Annotated in this window: 14 protein-coding genes and 2 pseudogenes; 11 read left to right on the forward strand and 5 right to left on the reverse strand. The window is 70.1% G+C overall.

Annotated elements, in window-relative coordinates; genetic code table 11:
- Together BW730_RS00535 and BW730_RS00540 are read left to right on the forward strand one after the other, a co-directional pair.
- On the forward strand, nucleotides 1-1,038 hold the full coding sequence (locus BW730_RS00535; protein ID WP_077684603.1) for an ABC transporter permease: 1,038 nt from the start codon (nucleotides 1-3) through the stop codon (nucleotides 1,036-1,038).
- Between the two features lie 5 nt (nucleotides 1,039-1,043).
- A complete protein-coding gene (locus BW730_RS00540) occupies nucleotides 1,044-1,607 on the forward strand; it encodes an RpiB/LacA/LacB family sugar-phosphate isomerase (protein ID WP_077684604.1) in 564 nt (187 codons plus the stop codon).
- 55 nt (nucleotides 1,608-1,662) lie between these two features.
- Here the strand turns inward: BW730_RS00540 and BW730_RS00545 are convergent, their stop codons facing one another.
- Nucleotides 1,663-2,409: a glutamine amidotransferase gene (locus BW730_RS00545; protein ID WP_077684605.1), complete on the reverse strand. Its 747-nt coding sequence runs from the start codon at nucleotides 2,407-2,409 to the stop codon at nucleotides 1,663-1,665.
- Between the two features lie 103 nt (nucleotides 2,410-2,512).
- On the reverse strand, nucleotides 2,513-3,487 hold the full coding sequence (locus BW730_RS18840) for a hypothetical protein (RefSeq protein WP_226996929.1): 975 nt from the start codon (nucleotides 3,485-3,487) through the stop codon (nucleotides 2,513-2,515).
- 105 nt (nucleotides 3,488-3,592) lie between these two features.
- On the opposite strand from BW730_RS18840, the gene BW730_RS19875 reads away from it, so the two are divergent.
- From BW730_RS19875 to BW730_RS00570, 4 genes are all read left to right on the forward strand, one after another.
- On the forward strand, nucleotides 3,593-3,925 hold the full coding sequence (locus BW730_RS19875; protein ID WP_145952656.1) for an aminotransferase class IV: 333 nt from the start codon (nucleotides 3,593-3,595) through the stop codon (nucleotides 3,923-3,925).
- The gene (locus tag BW730_RS19880; RefSeq protein ID WP_077684607.1) at nucleotides 3,925-4,440 is read left to right on the forward strand and encodes an aminotransferase class IV; all 516 of its coding nucleotides are present in this window, start codon (nucleotides 3,925-3,927) and stop codon (nucleotides 4,438-4,440) included. Before BW730_RS19875 ends, BW730_RS19880 begins: the two co-directional genes overlap by 1 nt.
- On the forward strand, nucleotides 4,437-5,057 hold the full coding sequence (locus tag BW730_RS00565) for a DNA-3-methyladenine glycosylase (RefSeq protein WP_077684608.1): 621 nt from the start codon (nucleotides 4,437-4,439) through the stop codon (nucleotides 5,055-5,057). Before BW730_RS19880 ends, BW730_RS00565 begins: the two co-directional genes overlap by 4 nt.
- Before the next feature lie 79 nt (nucleotides 5,058-5,136).
- Nucleotides 5,137-5,496, forward strand: a complete 360-nt coding sequence (locus BW730_RS00570; protein WP_077684609.1) for a DoxX family protein — start codon at nucleotides 5,137-5,139, stop codon at nucleotides 5,494-5,496.
- A 12-nt stretch (nucleotides 5,497-5,508) separates the two neighbouring features.
- On the opposite strand, the gene BW730_RS00575 is transcribed toward BW730_RS00570, so the two are convergent.
- Entirely contained in the window at nucleotides 5,509-6,675 is a 1,167-nt protein-coding gene (locus BW730_RS00575) for a pyridoxal phosphate-dependent aminotransferase (RefSeq protein WP_077684610.1), read from the reverse strand.
- A gap of 136 nt (nucleotides 6,676-6,811) precedes the next feature.
- Between BW730_RS00575 and purS the strand changes: the two genes are divergently transcribed.
- From purS to BW730_RS19885, 4 genes and pseudogenes are all read left to right on the forward strand, one after another.
- Nucleotides 6,812-7,051, forward strand: a complete 240-nt coding sequence (purS, locus tag BW730_RS00580; protein ID WP_077684611.1) for a phosphoribosylformylglycinamidine synthase subunit PurS — start codon at nucleotides 6,812-6,814, stop codon at nucleotides 7,049-7,051.
- Nucleotides 7,051-7,725, forward strand: coding sequence for a phosphoribosylformylglycinamidine synthase subunit PurQ (gene purQ / locus BW730_RS00585; protein ID WP_077684612.1), 675 nt, complete (start codon nucleotides 7,051-7,053; stop codon nucleotides 7,723-7,725). Before purS ends, purQ begins: the two co-directional genes overlap by 1 nt.
- A 52-nt stretch (nucleotides 7,726-7,777) precedes the next feature.
- Nucleotides 7,778-9,544: pseudogene (gene pepN / locus BW730_RS00590) on the forward strand (aminopeptidase N); the annotation flags it as partial.
- Between the two features lie 20 nt (nucleotides 9,545-9,564).
- Nucleotides 9,565-10,296, forward strand: a complete 732-nt coding sequence (locus BW730_RS19885) for an ERAP1-like C-terminal domain-containing protein (RefSeq protein WP_250637750.1) — start codon at nucleotides 9,565-9,567, stop codon at nucleotides 10,294-10,296.
- A gap of 4 nt (nucleotides 10,297-10,300) precedes the next feature.
- On the opposite strand, the gene BW730_RS00595 is transcribed toward BW730_RS19885, so the two are convergent.
- Both BW730_RS00595 and BW730_RS00600 read right to left on the reverse strand, forming a co-directional pair.
- The gene (locus tag BW730_RS00595; protein WP_077684613.1) at nucleotides 10,301-10,948 is read right to left on the reverse strand and encodes a hypothetical protein; all 648 of its coding nucleotides are present in this window, start codon (nucleotides 10,946-10,948) and stop codon (nucleotides 10,301-10,303) included.
- A gap of 25 nt (nucleotides 10,949-10,973) precedes the next feature.
- The gene (locus tag BW730_RS00600) at nucleotides 10,974-11,753 is read right to left on the reverse strand and encodes an HAD-IIA family hydrolase (RefSeq protein ID WP_077687467.1); all 780 of its coding nucleotides are present in this window, start codon (nucleotides 11,751-11,753) and stop codon (nucleotides 10,974-10,976) included.
- A gap of 91 nt (nucleotides 11,754-11,844) precedes the next feature.
- Here BW730_RS00600 and purL point away from each other — a divergent pair.
- Nucleotides 11,845-14,102 (forward strand): annotated as a pseudogene (gene purL, locus BW730_RS00605) (phosphoribosylformylglycinamidine synthase subunit PurL).
- The last annotated feature ends 239 nt before the right edge of the window (nucleotides 14,103-14,341 follow it).

The following is a 14,341-nucleotide window of genomic DNA, read 5'->3' on the forward strand; positions in this document are numbered from 1 at the left end:
ATGACAACCTCCACCAGCACTCCAACCACCACCAAGAACCGGTTCGGCTTCCTCAAGGACCTCGACCCGCAGATCATCCGGCTCGTCGTGATCCTCGCGGCCCTGCTGCTGTTCTTCATGATCACCCGCGGCGGCGCCTTCGTCCGCGTCTCCACCTGGCAGGCGATGGGCGTCGCGTTCCCCGAGTTCGGCCTGATGGCGCTCGGCGTGATGCTCACCATGATCACCGGCGGCATCGACCTGTCCTCCGTCGGCATCGCGAACATGACGGCGATCGCCTCGGCGACCGTGATGCTCTCGATGGCCCCGGCGGGCGCGACCCCCGGCCAGCAGGCGACCGCGATGGTCGTCGGCATCCTGATCTCGATCGGGCTCGGCACCCTCGCGGGAGCGTTCAACGGCTTCCTCGTTGCGAAGGTGAAGATCCCTGCGATCCTCGTCACGCTCGGCACCCTCGAACTCTTCACGGGCATCGCCATCGTGATGACGGCGGGCAAGCCGCTCAGCGGCCTGCCGATGATCTTCTCCGAGACGCTCGGCGGCAAGGTGATGAAGATCCCCATGCAGTTGATCATCTTCGTGATCGTCGCCGTCATCATCGGCGTCATCCTCAGCAGGACGTCCTTCGGGGCGAAGCTCTACATGCTCGGCTCGAACGCCACCGCCGCCAAGTTCAGTGGGCTGAACTCCGGCAGCCTGCTGATCCGCACCTACGCCCTCTCCGGCATGTGCGCGGGCGTCGCGGGCCTCGTGATGATGGCCAACTACAACTCCGCGAAGGCCGACTACGGCAGCACCTACACACTGCTGACGGTGCTGATCGTCGTGCTCGGCGGCGTCAGCCCGCTCGGCGGCAGCGGCAAGCTGATCGGCGTCGTGTTGGCGATCACGGTGCTGCAGATCCTGCAGTCCGGGCTGAACATGTTCCCGCAGGTCAGCAACTTCTACCTGCCGCTGATCTGGGGCGCGACGCTGCTGCTGGCCATCAGCATCCCGAACATCACAGCGACACTGAGAAAGCTCACGAAGAAGGACTGATTGCAATGAAGACCACCAAGGACAAGCAGGTCGTCGTCGGAGCCGACTTCGCCGGCTTCCCGCTGAAGGAGTACGTCAAGCGGCACCTGGTCGACAACGGCTGGGAGGTCACCGACCTGACGCCCGATCCCGACACCACCCCGATGTACCACCGGGTCGGGTTCCTGATCGGCTCGAAGATCGCGGAGGGCGAGTTCGAGAAGGCGCTCGCGTTCTGCGGCACCGGCATGGGCATCCACGTCGCCGCCAGCAAGGTGCCCCATGTGCACGCCGCCGTCGCGGAGAGCGTCAAGGCGGCCAAGCGGGCCGCGGCCGCCAACGGTTGCAACGTGCTCGCCATGGGCGGCTTCTGGATCGCACCCCGACTGGGGCAGGCCATGGCCGACGCGTTCCTGCAGTCGAACCTGGGGGACGGCTACGAGGACTGGGACGGGTTCTACGACTACCACAAGCTCGGCTTCGACGAGACCGAGAACTTCGACTACGAGGCCTACAAGGCCAACGGGTTCGAGGTCGTCGAGCCGGGCACCGTCGAGATGGGACCCGAGCCGACGCGGCTCGCGTTCTGATCCACGCACGACGAGGGGCGGGTGGCAATCGCCACCCGCCCCTTTGCGCGTCGTCTCAGGCGCCGGCGAGCCAGTCGACCGAGCGTCCGAAGAGGTGGGCGTAGCCGGGCCACGCCATGAACTCTTCGGGTGCCCAGTGCGGGGAGATGTCGGAGGCGTAGGCGAGCGTGCGGCCCTTGCCGTACTCGCGCACGGCAAGCAGCGGCCTGCCCTCCACCTCGGCGAGCACCCGCGCGTCGTCGCGGGGGGTGAGCTTCTGGTAGCCGAGGATCGCGGGCCAGGTGGCGTCCAGGCCGGCGGTGATCGGGTGGTCGGCGTCGGTCACGACACCCTCCACGCCCTCAGGCGTCTCGACGCGGTCGTCGTAGGGGAGGATCGTCACCGGCAGCACCTCCTCGACGGCGGTGTCGTGGTAGTTGGCCTTCGCCTGGAAGCCCTGGAAGCTCAGGTAGCCGCCCGCCATCATGAGACCGCCGCCGCCGTCGACCCACTCGCGCAGCAGTTTCAGCCGGTTGGGGGCCCGCAGGCCCTCCTCGAAGACCTGCGGGGGAAGAAGCAGGCTGTTGGCGCCGATGTCGGAGAGGATGACGACGTCGTAGGCTCCGAGCTCCTCCAGCGTCAGCGGGAAGTCGGCCGCCACATCGTGCGAGCGCAGGTGCGTCACCTCGTGGCCCTCCGCTGCCAGCGCCTCGAGCAGTCGGGCGCACCCGATGTGCACCTGTGTGTGCGGGAAGGCGTCGTAACCCTTGTGGTCGACGACGGCACTGATCCAGGACTCTCCTGCCAGCAGCACCTTGGCCATGGCGTCTCCTTGCGTGACGGTGTCGCTGCGGTGCGACGGGGGTCTCACAAGGCTAGCGGCCCCGGCCTCCGAGGGGAGACCGGGGCCGCTGCCGTGGACTGGCTCAGGCGTTCTTGGCCGCGATGGCGTCGGCGACCGCCGCGACATCGGGGATCTTGATGGCGCTGTCGCTTCCGCCGATCATGACGACGCCGAACTCCTTCGTCGAGACGAAGCAGGTCGCCATGTCGGTACTGGTGCCACACGCGACGCGATCGCCGCTGGACTTCACCTTGTCGGCGAGGCCCAGCGACCACGTTTCGACGTCCAGGTCGTCACCAAAGGCCATCACGGTCATCTGCCCCGGGGTGCCCTGCTTCTCGTAGACGACGAAGACGTCGGCGATGGTGCTGGCCTTCCACCCGTTGACGTCGGCCGGGATGTCGTCGAGGGAGATCTCGGGCATTTCACCTGGATCGGTTCCCGGCTCGCTCGGCTGGGGGGCCGGCTCGCTCGGCTGGGGCGCTGGCTCGCTGGGCTGCGGCGCGGGCTCGCTGGGCTGAGGCTCCGGCTCCGTCGGCTTGGGCGAGGGCTTGTCAGTCGGCTTGGGCTGCGCCTGTGTCGAGGTCGGCTTGGGCTCGGCCGCCCCGCCGTCGCCCCTGGTGAGGAAGAAGATGACAACGCCGATGATGCCGATCAGCAGGATCGCGCCACCGATGATCAGCGGCAGCTTGGAGCCGCCACCGCCGCCGCCCTGAGGGCCTCCGCCGCCCTGCGTGAAGGCCTGCGTTTGGTCGTAGGACTGCTGAGAGCCCTGGTAGCCCTGGCCACCCTGGGGATAGCCGCCCTGCTGGTAGCCGCCCTGGCCGCCCTGTCCGTAGCCGCCCTGACCGCTCTGCGGGTAACCGCCCTGGCCGCCTTGGCCGTAGCCGCCCTGGGCGCCTTGGCCGCCCTGGGGGTATCCGCCGCCTTGGCCGTAGCCGCCCTGGCCGCCTTGGCCGCCCTGCGGGTATCCGCCGCCCTGGCCGTAGCCTCCCTGACCGCCTTGACCGCCCTGCGGGTATCCACCCTGGCCGCCGTTCCAACTCTGATTGCTCATATGCCCTCCTCGTGCGCCACAAGACTACGGTGCGGCCTGGTCAGTACCGTCACCGTTCCGCGCCCCGCGCACCCTCTTCCTTCACCGCTGGCCTAGAGTCGGGCCATGGCAATCACGATGGTCGCGCTGCTCGACGGAACCCTCATTGACCCGGCTCAGCCCATCGTCAGGGCGGACGACCAGGGCGTCGTCCGCGGTGACGGTGTCTTCGACGCCCTGCTGGCGGTCGACGGCGAGGCGCGCGACCTGGAGGCGCACCTTGACCGCCTGGGCGTCTCGGCAGGGCTTCTCCACCTACCCGCCCCCGACCGGGCAGGCTTCGGCCGCGCCGTCGACGCCGTCCTCGCGGCCTGGGATTGGGCCGCCTCGCCCGAGGCGGTGCTGCGGATGATCCACACCCGGGGGCCGAGGGCATCGAGGAGCCCAACGGGTGGGTGATGGCCGCCCCACTCGACGCCGCCTCGCGCAGGCAGCGCACTGAGGGGGTGCGGGTGCTGCTGCTCGACCGCGGCTTCGACGGCACCCAGATCGCCGACCTGCCGTGGCTGCTGCCAGGAGCCAAGTCGCTGTCCTACGGGATCAACATGGCCGCCAAACGCTACGCGGTCGCCAACGGGGCCGACGACGTCGTGTTCACCACCCCAGAGCGGGCGCTGCTCGAGGGCCCCACCTCCTCGGTGGTGCTCGACCTCGACGGCGAACTCGTCACCCCTCCGCTGGACGGCATCCTTCGCTCCATCACCATCGACGACCTGGCCACCGCCGCAGAGTCGGCGGGCCTCACCATGCGGTTCGCGCCGCTGCACGCCGACGACTTCGCCCGCTGCCGAGGCGCATGGCTGCTCTCCAGCGGACGCATCCTCGCCCGCATCACGCACGTCGACGGGGACCCGCTACCAACCTCGCCGCTGAACGCCGACCTGGTCACACTGCTGGACGTGCCCGGCGCATGAGCCTCGTCCCCTCCGACATCGCCTACGGCGACCTGCCGGGGGAGGCGCGCCGGCTGCTGGACAAGGTCGCGGCGCGCGCCCGAGGGCTGCTCGGCGCCCATCTGAGCGTCGAACGCGACGACGGCCGCGTCACGGCCCGGATCATGGAGGTCGAGGCCTACGGCGGCGGGTTCGACCCGGGCTCACACGCCTACCGCGGGCCTTCCGCCCGCAACGCGGCGATGTTCGGCCCGCCGCTGCACGCCTACGTCTACCGCCACATGGGGCTGCACACCTGCTTCAACGTGGTCGTCGCCGTCGACGGCACCCCCACCGGGGTGCTGATCCGTGCGGGAGAGATCGTCGAGGGCCTCGAGGCGGCGCGCGCCAGGCGCTCGGCAAAGGGGCGCACCCGCTCCGACAACGACCTGGCCGCGGGGCCCGCCCGGCTGACCGTCGCGCTCGGCATCACGCTCGCCGACGTCGGGGCACCTCTTGACGGCAGCACGGGGATCACCTTGACGCCGCGTCCCGGCCCTGAGCCGACGATCGCCTCCGGCCCCCGCATCGGGCTCGGAAAGGCGACCGACTTTCCGCTGCGGTTCTGGATCGAGGGGGATCCGAGCGTCTCGCGCTGAGCCGCGCTTCGTGACCTCTGGACCTCTGACGAGGTCTTTGGCACAGTGGTGTCACCGCCATCGCTTGTCAGGAGGTCACATGGACCTGAGTTCGGTTCCCCTGTGGCCCACCGCGCTGCTCGCCTGCGTGGTGCTCGCAGACGCCGCGATGTCGCTGCGGCCGCCCGGATTCATCCGCGACTGCCTCGACGGGGTCCGCTTTCCGCGCGACTGGTGGTGGCTGCTGATCTACGTGAAACTTCTCGCGGTCGCCGGTCTGGTCGCCGGCTTCTGGCTGCCCGGGATCGGAGTGGCCGCGAACGTGGGCGTCGTCGCCTACTTCGTCGCCGCCGTGATCGCGCACGTCCGGGCCCGGTTCTACGGCCGCGTCTTCTTCGTCAACTGTCTCGGCATGCTGGCGCTCGCCTTGGCGACCCTCGCGCTGACGCTGCTGCTGTGAGGCCCGGGGCGCTCAGCCCTGGAAGTCGAGGATCCGCTCGATGGCCTCCGCGATGGCCCCGGGACCCGCGGCGAAGCTGATCCGCACCGTCCGATGGCCGTTGGCCGCGTCAAAGTCGGTGCCGGGCGTGAGCGCGACGCCCGTGGCATCGAGCAGCGCCGCCGCGTACGCGCTCGAGTCGGCGTACCTGTCGAGTTGTGGGCCCAGATCCGCGTAGTAGTAGAAGGCGCCGTCCGCGGGCGCCGCGACGCCCCAGCCCAGCCTGTCGTGCGCTCCGAGCAGCAGCCTGCGGGCCTCGGCGAAGCCCTCCAGCGCCGCGTCGCACTCGGCGTAACTCGCCTGCGTGAACGCCTCGAGCGCGGCGTGCTGGGCGGGCGCGGGCGGGCAGAGCGCCAGGTTGCCCGCCAGTGCGTCGACGGCCTCGACCAGGCCGGGCGGCAGCACCAGCCATCCCAGCCGCCAGCCCGTCATGCCCCAGTACTTGCTGAACGACGACACCACCAGCGCGCCGTCGCCGAACTCGAGCGCCGAGACGCCACGGGAACCGGCATAGGTCACGCCGTGGTAGATCTCGTCGCTGACCAGCAGCACGTCGTGCTCCGCGCACCAGGCGGTGAGTGCGGCCAACTCGTCGCGCGTCACCATGGTGCCGGTCGGGTTGGCCGGGGAGGCGAGGATCAGGCCGCGGAGCGGGGAGCGGGCGTGTTCGGCGGCCACCTGTTCGACCGTCGGCTGGAACCGCACCTCGGGTCCGCAGTCGAGGTCGACGACCCGGCAGCCGAGCGAGGAGAGGATGTTGCGGTAGGCCGGGTACCCGGGCCGTGCGAGCGCCACGGCGTCGCCGTGGTCGAACGCGGCGAGGAAGGCCAGCAGGAAGCCCCCCGATGAGCCGGTCGTGATGGCGAACCGGCGGGGGTCGACGTCGAGGCCGTACCAGCGCCGGTAGTGGCCGGCCAGGGCCTCGCGCAGCGGCGCGATGCCAAGGGCCGGTGTGTAGCCGAACGGCGTCCCGGCCGCATGCAGTTCCGCGGCCGCACGGTTGACGTCGGAGGGAGCGCCGCCCGCCGGTTCGCCCGCGCACAGCGAGATCACGTCGCGACCCGACGCGCGCAGCCGGGCGACCCTGTCCAGCACCGTCATCACCTCGAACGGCGGAACCTCGGATCGCATGGACGGCATGGGCCGAGGCTACCGCGCGGTTGCCGGGCCCCGAGAGGCCGACCGTGAGGCGCGCCGAGCCCGCGGACCACCGGTCGATCCTGTCCGCCCCCGCCGCGGAGAGTGCCATCCGGGGCGGCGCCGATAGAGTGAGGCCATGCCACGCGTCGTTGTCAACGTCATGCCAAAGCCCGAGATCCTCGATCCGCAGGGAAAGGCCGTCACCGGGGCCCTTCAGCGGCTCGGTTTCCAGGGCCTCTCCGTGCGTCAGGGCAAGCGCTTCGAGGTCGAGGTCGACGGCGACGTCACGCCCGAGGTGCTCGCCCAGATCGAGCGGGCCGCCGAGACCCTGTTCGCCAACACGGTGATCGAGTCCTACGACGTGGTGACGAACTGATGCCGCGCATCGGCGTCGTCACGTTCCCAGGGTCGCTCGACGACCAGGACGCGCTGCGCGCCGTGCGGATCGCGGGCGCCGAGCCCGTGCCGCTGTGGCACGGCTCCGACTCGGTCGACGGCGTCGACGCGATCATCCTGCCCGGCGGCTTCTCCTACGGCGACTACCTGCGCTGCGGAGCCATCGCCCGCTTCAGCCCCGTGATGTCGACCGTCATCGACGCGGCGAACAAGGGCATGCCCGTGCTCGGCATCTGCAACGGCTTCCAGGTGCTGTGCGAGGCTCACCTGCTCGAGGGCGCCATGATCCGCAACGCCGGGCAGCAGTTCGTCTGCCGCGACGAGCGACTCCGGGTCGAGACCGTCGACACCATCTGGACGTGCGCCTTCGAGAAGGGCGACGAGATCACCATCACGCTGAAGAACGGTGAGGGCAACTACCAGGCCTCACCCGAGACGCTGAAGCGCCTCGAGGACAACGACCAGATCGTGTTCCGCTACCTCGACAACCCCAACGGCTCCGCCAACGACATCGCGGGCATCACCAACGAGCGCGGCAACGTCGTCGGCCTGATGCCGCACCCGGAGCACAACGTCGAGGAGTTGACCTCCCCGACCGTTGACGGGCTGAGGTTCTTCCAGTCGGTCCTGCAGTTCCTGTCCTCGCGCGTCTGAGGCGCCGACGCCGGGTTCGGCACCACACCTCGGGGGTGGTTGGATGGTCAACATGTCAGCCAACCTCACCCAGTTCGAGACCGCCGACCGCGCAGGGGCGGTCACCCTCCACTCGTACCGCGTCGACGTCGACGTGCGCGACGCCGTCTCCCCGGAGGTGCCCGGCTATCCGGTCGCGACGACCATCGAGCTGACCGCAACCGGCGACACCTGGCTCGACTTCATCGGTGCGGCCGTCACGGCTGTCACCGTCGACGGCGAGGCCCGCGAGGTCGACTACGACGGCGCCCGGATCCGGTTGACGGGGCTCCCCGAGGCGCGCTGCACAGTCCGCGTCGAGGCGACGGCGCTGTATTCGCGCACCGGCGAGGGCCTGCACCGCTTCGTCGACCCGGCAGACGGGCAGACGTACCTGTACACCCAGTACGAGCCCGCCGACGCGCGGCGCGTCTTCCCCAACTTCGAGCAGCCCGACCTGCGAGCCCCGTTCACCTTCTCGTTGACCGGCCCCGACGGCTGGTGGTTCGGATCGAACCAGCCGAAGGCGTCCCGGGAGGTCGTCGCCGACGGCGTCGTCCGGGTCCAGTTCGAGCCGACCGAGGTGCTCTCCACCTACATCACGTGCCTCTGTGCTGGGCCGTACCACCGCGTCACCGACCGGTGGGAGGGCATGGAACTCGGCCTGCTCTGCCGCGAGAGCCTCGCCCGCTACCTCGACGCCGAGGAACTGTTCCGCCTGACCCGCGAGGCGCTCACCTGGTTCACCGAGAACTTCGGCCCGTACCCGTGGGGCGCCAAGTACGACCAGATCTTCGTCCCCGAATACAACCTCGGAGCGATGGAGAACCCGGGACTTGTCACCTTCACCGAGGCCTACCTGTTCCGCTCGCCTGCCACGCCCTATCAACTGCAGGCCCGCGCCAACACCCTGGTGCATGAGATGAGCCACATGTGGTTCGGCGACCTCGTCACCTGCCGCTGGTGGGGGGACCTGTGGCTGAAGGAGTCCTTCGCCGAGTTCATGGGCAGCCACGTCTCCGTCGAGGCCAACGGGTTCGCCGACGGCTGGGTCAACTTTGCCACCGGCCGCAAGGTCGGCGCCTACCAGGCCGACTCGATGCCGACCACGCACCCGATCGTCGCCCGGATCGACGACCTGGAGGCCGCCAAGACGAACTTCGACCGGATCACCTACTCGAAGGGCTCCGCGGCCCTGACCCAACTGGTCCACTACGTCGGCCTCGACGCGTTCCTCGCGGGCGCCCGCCGCTACTTCGCGGAGCACGCCTTCTCCGCTGCCACGCTGCAGGACTTCGTCGCGGCCCTCGACGCCGAGACCGACGCCGACCTCAGTGGCTGGATCGCGGCGTGGCTGGAGAGCGCGGGCCACGACACGCTCCGCCCCGTCACCGTCCTTGACGACGAGGGTCGCGTCGCGGGCCTCACCATCGAGCGGATCGGCCCGGACTCGGCCCGCCGCCCGCACGCCACCACCGTCGGCCTCTACGAACTGCGCGACGGCAGGCTCGAACTCGCCGAGCGGCAGGCGGTCACGCTGCACGACGACGCGACCCGCGTCGACTTCGCCCGGGGAGACCTCGCGCCAGACCTGGTGCTCGTCAACGACCAGGACCACACCTTCGCGGCGGTCGCGCTCGACGAACGCGGCCGCGAGGTGCTGCTCGGTCACATCGGCGACCTCGAACCGCTTGCGCGCGCCGTCGCCTGGACGGCCCTCTGGACCGAGTTGCGGGCGGGCGCCATCACCGCCCGCCAGTTCGTCGCCGCGGTGCTCGCCGCCCGTGAGAAGCAGAGCGGGCTCCTGACCGCCGTGCTCGGGTGGTCCATGACGGCCGTGTCCTGCTACGCGGCCGAGCCGGACGCCACCCCCTCGCCGCATTCTGGCGTGACGGGGCCCGCGCGGCGCTGCTGGGGGCCGAGCCCGGCTCGGCGGAGCAACTGCTGTGGGCGAAGGCCTACCTGCGGGCCGCGTCCCTGGCGCCCGAGGATGTCCGTTGGCTGCTCGCCGACGGCGCCGTGCCCGGCCTCGAGGCATCGGTCGACCTCACGTGGCTGGCGTGGGAGTCCCTCGCGACGCAGGGCTCCGTCACGGACGCCGAACTGGACGCGGTGCTCGCCACCGACGACACCGCCGCGGGACGGGTGTCACGGCTGCGCTGCTGGGCGTCGCAGCCCGACCCGCTCGTCAAGGCCGAGGCGTGGCGACGGGCACACGTCGTGGGCGGAGAGACCAACGAGCAGGTCGACGCGCTGATGGCGGGGTACAACGCGCTGGGCCAGGGCAGGCTGCGCGCGCCGTTCGTCGGGCCGTACTTCGAGATGCTGCTTCCCGTGTGGCAGGAGCACCCCATCGAGATCGCGATGCGCCTGGTGCGGGCAGGGTTCCCGGACCGTGGCCACGTGGACGCCGCGGACTGGCTCGCGGCGAACCCGACGGCCCCACGCACGCTGCGCAGGCTCGTGATCGAGGGGGCCTACGAGGCCGAGGTCGCCGCGGACGCCCGCAAGGCGGCCAAGCCGCGCCCAGGGCTGCCGAACCTCGGCGACTGAGGGCTCAGCCCCGCGCGAACAGTTCGGCCTGCGCGTCCAGCCAAGCAGGCAGCGTCGGGGCGTCGTCGACGGTGTAGACGGAGTACTCCGGGCAGCCGTCGAGGACCGTGACGTCGTCCCTGGCGTGATCCGGCAGGAAGGCGAGCAGGGTGTCGTCGCGGCGGTGCGTCACGAGCAGGTTGCCGTTGGCCTCGAGCGCGACGGGTGCGTAGTCGGCGGGGTCGAACGGGATCTCGAGATCCTCGTCCTCCCATGCCCACGCGTAGGCGCTCACCGATTCCCCGAAGTCCGCGCCGCGGGCGTCGGCGTCGAGCACCCAGCGCTGGTTCTCCCACCACTCGTCGTCGGTTCCGTAGGCGGCGACGATGCCCCCGAACAGGCGGGCGACCTGCCGCTGCGTGGGGGAGGCCGACTCGTCCACGGCGCCGCTGGGCGGCGTGACGACCCACCCCGTCTCGCCGTCACCCCAGGTGATGAGTTCGTAGTCGATGCCGTCGGAGGTGAAGGGCTGGACCTGCGCGGAGGCAAGCAGAGCCGTGAAGGTCCCGGCCCCGTCCACGCCGCCACGGTCCCACGCGTGGGTCTCGGCGGGTTGGGTCTCGGGGGCGACGGGGAAGGAGTCGCTGCTGAGGAATGCGTCCCAGGTTGTCATGCGTCGATGCTAGTCGGACGCCGGTTCACTGGCTCTGCAGCAGTTCGAAGACGCCGTCGAGGGTCTCGTTCGGGCGGAACGGGAACTGCTCGACGACGGCGGGCGTCGAGATGCCGGTCAGCACAAGCACGGTGTGCAGGCCCGCCTCGATGCCCGCGACGATGTCGGTGTCCATCCGGTCACCGATCATGCCGGTGGTCTCGGAGTGCGCCTTGATCTTGTTGAGCGCGGAGCGGAACATCATCGGGTTCGGTTTGCCGACCACGTACGGCTCCTTGCCGGTCGCCTTGGTGATCAGCGCCGCGATCGCACCGGTGGCAGGCACGATGCCGTCGAGCGCCGGGCCGGTCGCGTCGGGGTTGGTGACGATGAAGCGCGAGCCTGCGTCGATCAACCGGATGACGGTGGTGATGGACTCGAAGGAGTAGGTGCGGGTCTCACCGACGACCACGAAGTCGGGGTGCCGATCGGTCATGATCATCCCCTTCTCGTGCAGGGCGGTGATCAGGCCGGCCTCGCCGACCACGTAGCAGGAGCCGCCCGGCTTCTGCTCGGCCAGGAACTGCGCCGTCGCCATCGCGGAGGTCCAGATCCGATCCTCAGGCACGTCGAGGCCCGCGTCGCGCAGTCGCGCCGACAGGTCGCGAGGCGTGTAACTGGAGTTGTTGGTCAGCACCAGGAACGGCGTGTCGTTGCGGCGCCACTGCTCGATCAGTTCGGGCGCCCCAGGCAGCGCGCGCGAGTCGTGGACGAGCACCCCGTCCATGTCGGTGAGCCAGCAGGTGATGTCAGAGCGGGTGCGCATGGCCATCACCGTAGGGCATCCCCCGCGGCGGGTGGGACGGGGCCGATGATCGGATGAGCCCTCCTCGCGCCGAACCCGATAGATTGGGCCCGTGGCAGACACCGTTGAGCACGCGATCCAGACCCCTGAGCTCGAGCAGCCCTACGCGGCGCTCGGCGTCAAGGACGACGAGTACACCCGGATCCGCGAGATCCTCGGCCGCCGCCCCACCTCGGCCGAGCTGGCCATGTACTCCGTGATGTGGTCGGAGCACTGCTCCTACAAGTCCTCCAAGGTGCACCTGAAGAAGTTCGGCGCGCTGTCCCAGGAGACGCCCCGCGGGCCGCTGCTTGCTGGCATCGGCGAGAACGCGGGCGTCGTCGACATCGGCCAGGGCTACGCCGTCACGTTCAAGGCGGAGTCGCACAACCACCCCTCCTATGTCGAGCCTTACCAGGGCGCTGCGACCGGCGTCGGCGGCATCGTCCGCGACATCCTCGCGATGGGCGCCCGCCCGATCGGCGTGATGGACTCGCTGCGCTTCGGCCCGCTCGACGAGCCCGACACGCTGCGGGTGTTGCCTGGCGTCGTCGCGGGCGTCGGCGGCTACGGCAACTGCCTCGGGCTGCCCAACATCGGCGGCGAGGTCCAGTTCGACCCCTCCTACCTCGGTAACCCGCTGGTCAACGCGCTGTGCGTCGGCGTGCTGCGCCACGAGGACCTGCACCTCGCCCACGCCACCGGCGTCGGCAACCAGGTGATCCTGTTCGGCGCCGCGACCGGCGGCGACGGCATCGGCGGCGCGTCGATCCTCGCGTCCGAGACCTTCGACGAGACCGGCCCCGCGAAGCGGCCGAGCGTGCAGGTCGGCGACCCGTTCATGGAGAAGCTTCTGATCGAGTGCACGCTTGAGCTGTTCCAGGCGGGCATCGTCAACGGCATCCAGGACTTCGGCGCCGCCGGCATCTCGTGCGCCACCTCCGAGCTTGCGTCGGCCGGCGACGGCGGCATGTTCGTCGACCTCGACCTCGTCCCGCTGCGCGACCCGAATCTCGCGCCGGAGGAGATCCTGATGAGCGAGTCTCAGGAGCGCATGATGGCGGTCGTCGAGCCCGCCAATGTCGAGCGCTTCATGGAGATCTGCGCCAAGTGGGACGTGCTCGCAACGGTCGTCGGCGAGGTCATCGAGGGCGACCGGCTGATCATCCAGTGGCACGGCGAGACCATCGTCGACGTCGACCCCAGGACGGTCGCGCACGAGGGCCCCGTCTACGAGCGCCCGTACCACCGCCCCGAGTGGCTGGACGCCGTCAACGCCGACCCCGCGGAGGCGCTGCCCCGCGACAACTCCGCAGAGGGGTCCGTGCCGCGGTGCTCGGCGTGCTCGCGCATCCCAACGTCGCGGACAAGACGTGGGTCACGCAGCAGTACGACCGCTATGTGCGGGGCAACTCCGTGCTCGCGCAACCCGAGAACTCCGGGATGCTGCGCATCGACGAGGAGACCGGGCTCGGCATCGCCCTTTCGCTTGACGCCAACTCTCGATTCTCCTACCTGAACCCGTACCTCGGGGCGCAGTTGTCGCTGGCCGAGGCATACCGCAACGTCGCCGTGACCGGCGCGGAGCCCGTCGCCATCACCGACTGCCTCAACTTCGGTTCCCCCGAGGACCCCGAGGTGATGTGGCAGTTCTCCGAGGCCGTGATCGGCCTGGTCGACGGCTGCCGCGAACTCGGCGTCCCCGTCACGGGCGGCAACGTCAGCCTGTACAACCAGACGGCGTCCACGCCGATCCTGCCGACGCCCACCATCGGCGTGCTTGGCGTGATCGACGACGTCGCCACCCGGATCCGCAGCGGCTTCCAGCACCCGGGCGACGCGATCTACCTGCTCGGCGAGACCCGCGAGGAACTGTCGGGGTCCATCTGGGAGGCCGTCACTGCGCCCGGACATCTTGGCGGCGTGCCCCCGAAGGTCGACCTGGCCGCGGAGAAGGCGCTCGCCTCGGTGATGGGGGAGTGCGCAAAGCGCGGCCTGCTCACCTCCGCCCACGACGTCAGCGAGGGCGGCGTCGCGGCGACGCTTGCCGAGTCGGCCTTCCGCAACGGGGTCGGCTTCGCGGTCACGCTGGAGGGTGAGCCGACCGTCGCTCTGTTCTCCGAGTCTGCGGCGCGCGCCGTCGTGTCGCTGCCCGGCTCGTCTGTCGCGGAGTTCGAGGCGCTCTGCGCCGAGCGCGGCGTCCCTGCGCAGCGGATCGGCGAGGTGACGGGCGAGTCGGAACTGGAGTTCGTCGGCCTGATCTCGCTGTCGCTGGATGAGACGAGGGACGTGTGGCTCGCGCCGATCCCCTCGGCCCTGAACGCAGGCTGAGCAGCGCTGGTTGAGCCATGAGGCGGCGCGGAGCGGCGCCTCATCGGTCGAAACCCTTGGCGTCCGGTGCTGGGACCTGCTGGTTGAGCCAGCCCCGGCGACGGAGTCGCCCGCTGCTGTGTCGAAACCCCTGGCGTCCGGTGCTGTGTCTGGGGCCCCCTGTCGGGCGCGGGTGGTTTCGACCGATGAAGTCCGCTGACGCGTCCTTCATGGCTCAACCAGCGCAACTAGGATGGCTG

The organism is Tessaracoccus aquimaris (assembly GCF_001997345.1).
In the GTDB taxonomy this organism is placed as follows: domain Bacteria; phylum Actinomycetota; class Actinomycetes; order Propionibacteriales; family Propionibacteriaceae; genus Arachnia; species Arachnia aquimaris.

Bases quoted from the DNA above. Each gene is read 5' to 3' on its own strand.
- purQ (WP_077684612.1), top strand. From the start codon at position 7,051: ATGCCGCGCATCGGCGTCGTCACGTTCCCAGGGTCGCTCGACGACCAG.
- BW730_RS00570 (WP_077684609.1), top strand. From the start codon at position 5,137: ATGGACCTGAGTTCGGTTCCCCTGTGGCCCACCGCGCTGCTCGCCTGC.
- BW730_RS00595 (WP_077684613.1), bottom strand. From the start codon at position 10,948: ATGACAACCTGGGACGCATTCCTCAGCAGCGACTCCTTCCCCGTCGCC.
- BW730_RS18840 (WP_226996929.1), bottom strand. From the start codon at position 3,487: ATGAGCAATCAGAGTTGGAACGGCGGCCAGGGTGGATACCCGCAGGGC.
- BW730_RS00575 (WP_077684610.1), bottom strand. From the start codon at position 6,675: ATGCCGTCCATGCGATCCGAGGTTCCGCCGTTCGAGGTGATGACGGTG.
- BW730_RS00565 (WP_077684608.1), top strand. From the start codon at position 4,437: ATGAGCCTCGTCCCCTCCGACATCGCCTACGGCGACCTGCCGGGGGAG.
- BW730_RS00545 (WP_077684605.1), bottom strand. From the start codon at position 2,409: ATGGCCAAGGTGCTGCTGGCAGGAGAGTCCTGGATCAGTGCCGTCGTC.
- BW730_RS00535 (WP_077684603.1), top strand. From the start codon at position 1: ATGACAACCTCCACCAGCACTCCAACCACCACCAAGAACCGGTTCGGC.
- BW730_RS19880 (WP_077684607.1), top strand. From the start codon at position 3,925: ATGGCCGCCCCACTCGACGCCGCCTCGCGCAGGCAGCGCACTGAGGGG.
- BW730_RS00600 (WP_077687467.1), bottom strand. From the start codon at position 11,753: ATGCGCACCCGCTCTGACATCACCTGCTGGCTCACCGACATGGACGGG.
- BW730_RS19875 (WP_145952656.1), top strand. From the start codon at position 3,593: ATGGCAATCACGATGGTCGCGCTGCTCGACGGAACCCTCATTGACCCG.
- purS (WP_077684611.1), top strand. From the start codon at position 6,812: ATGCCACGCGTCGTTGTCAACGTCATGCCAAAGCCCGAGATCCTCGAT.
- BW730_RS00540 (WP_077684604.1), top strand. From the start codon at position 1,044: ATGAAGACCACCAAGGACAAGCAGGTCGTCGTCGGAGCCGACTTCGCC.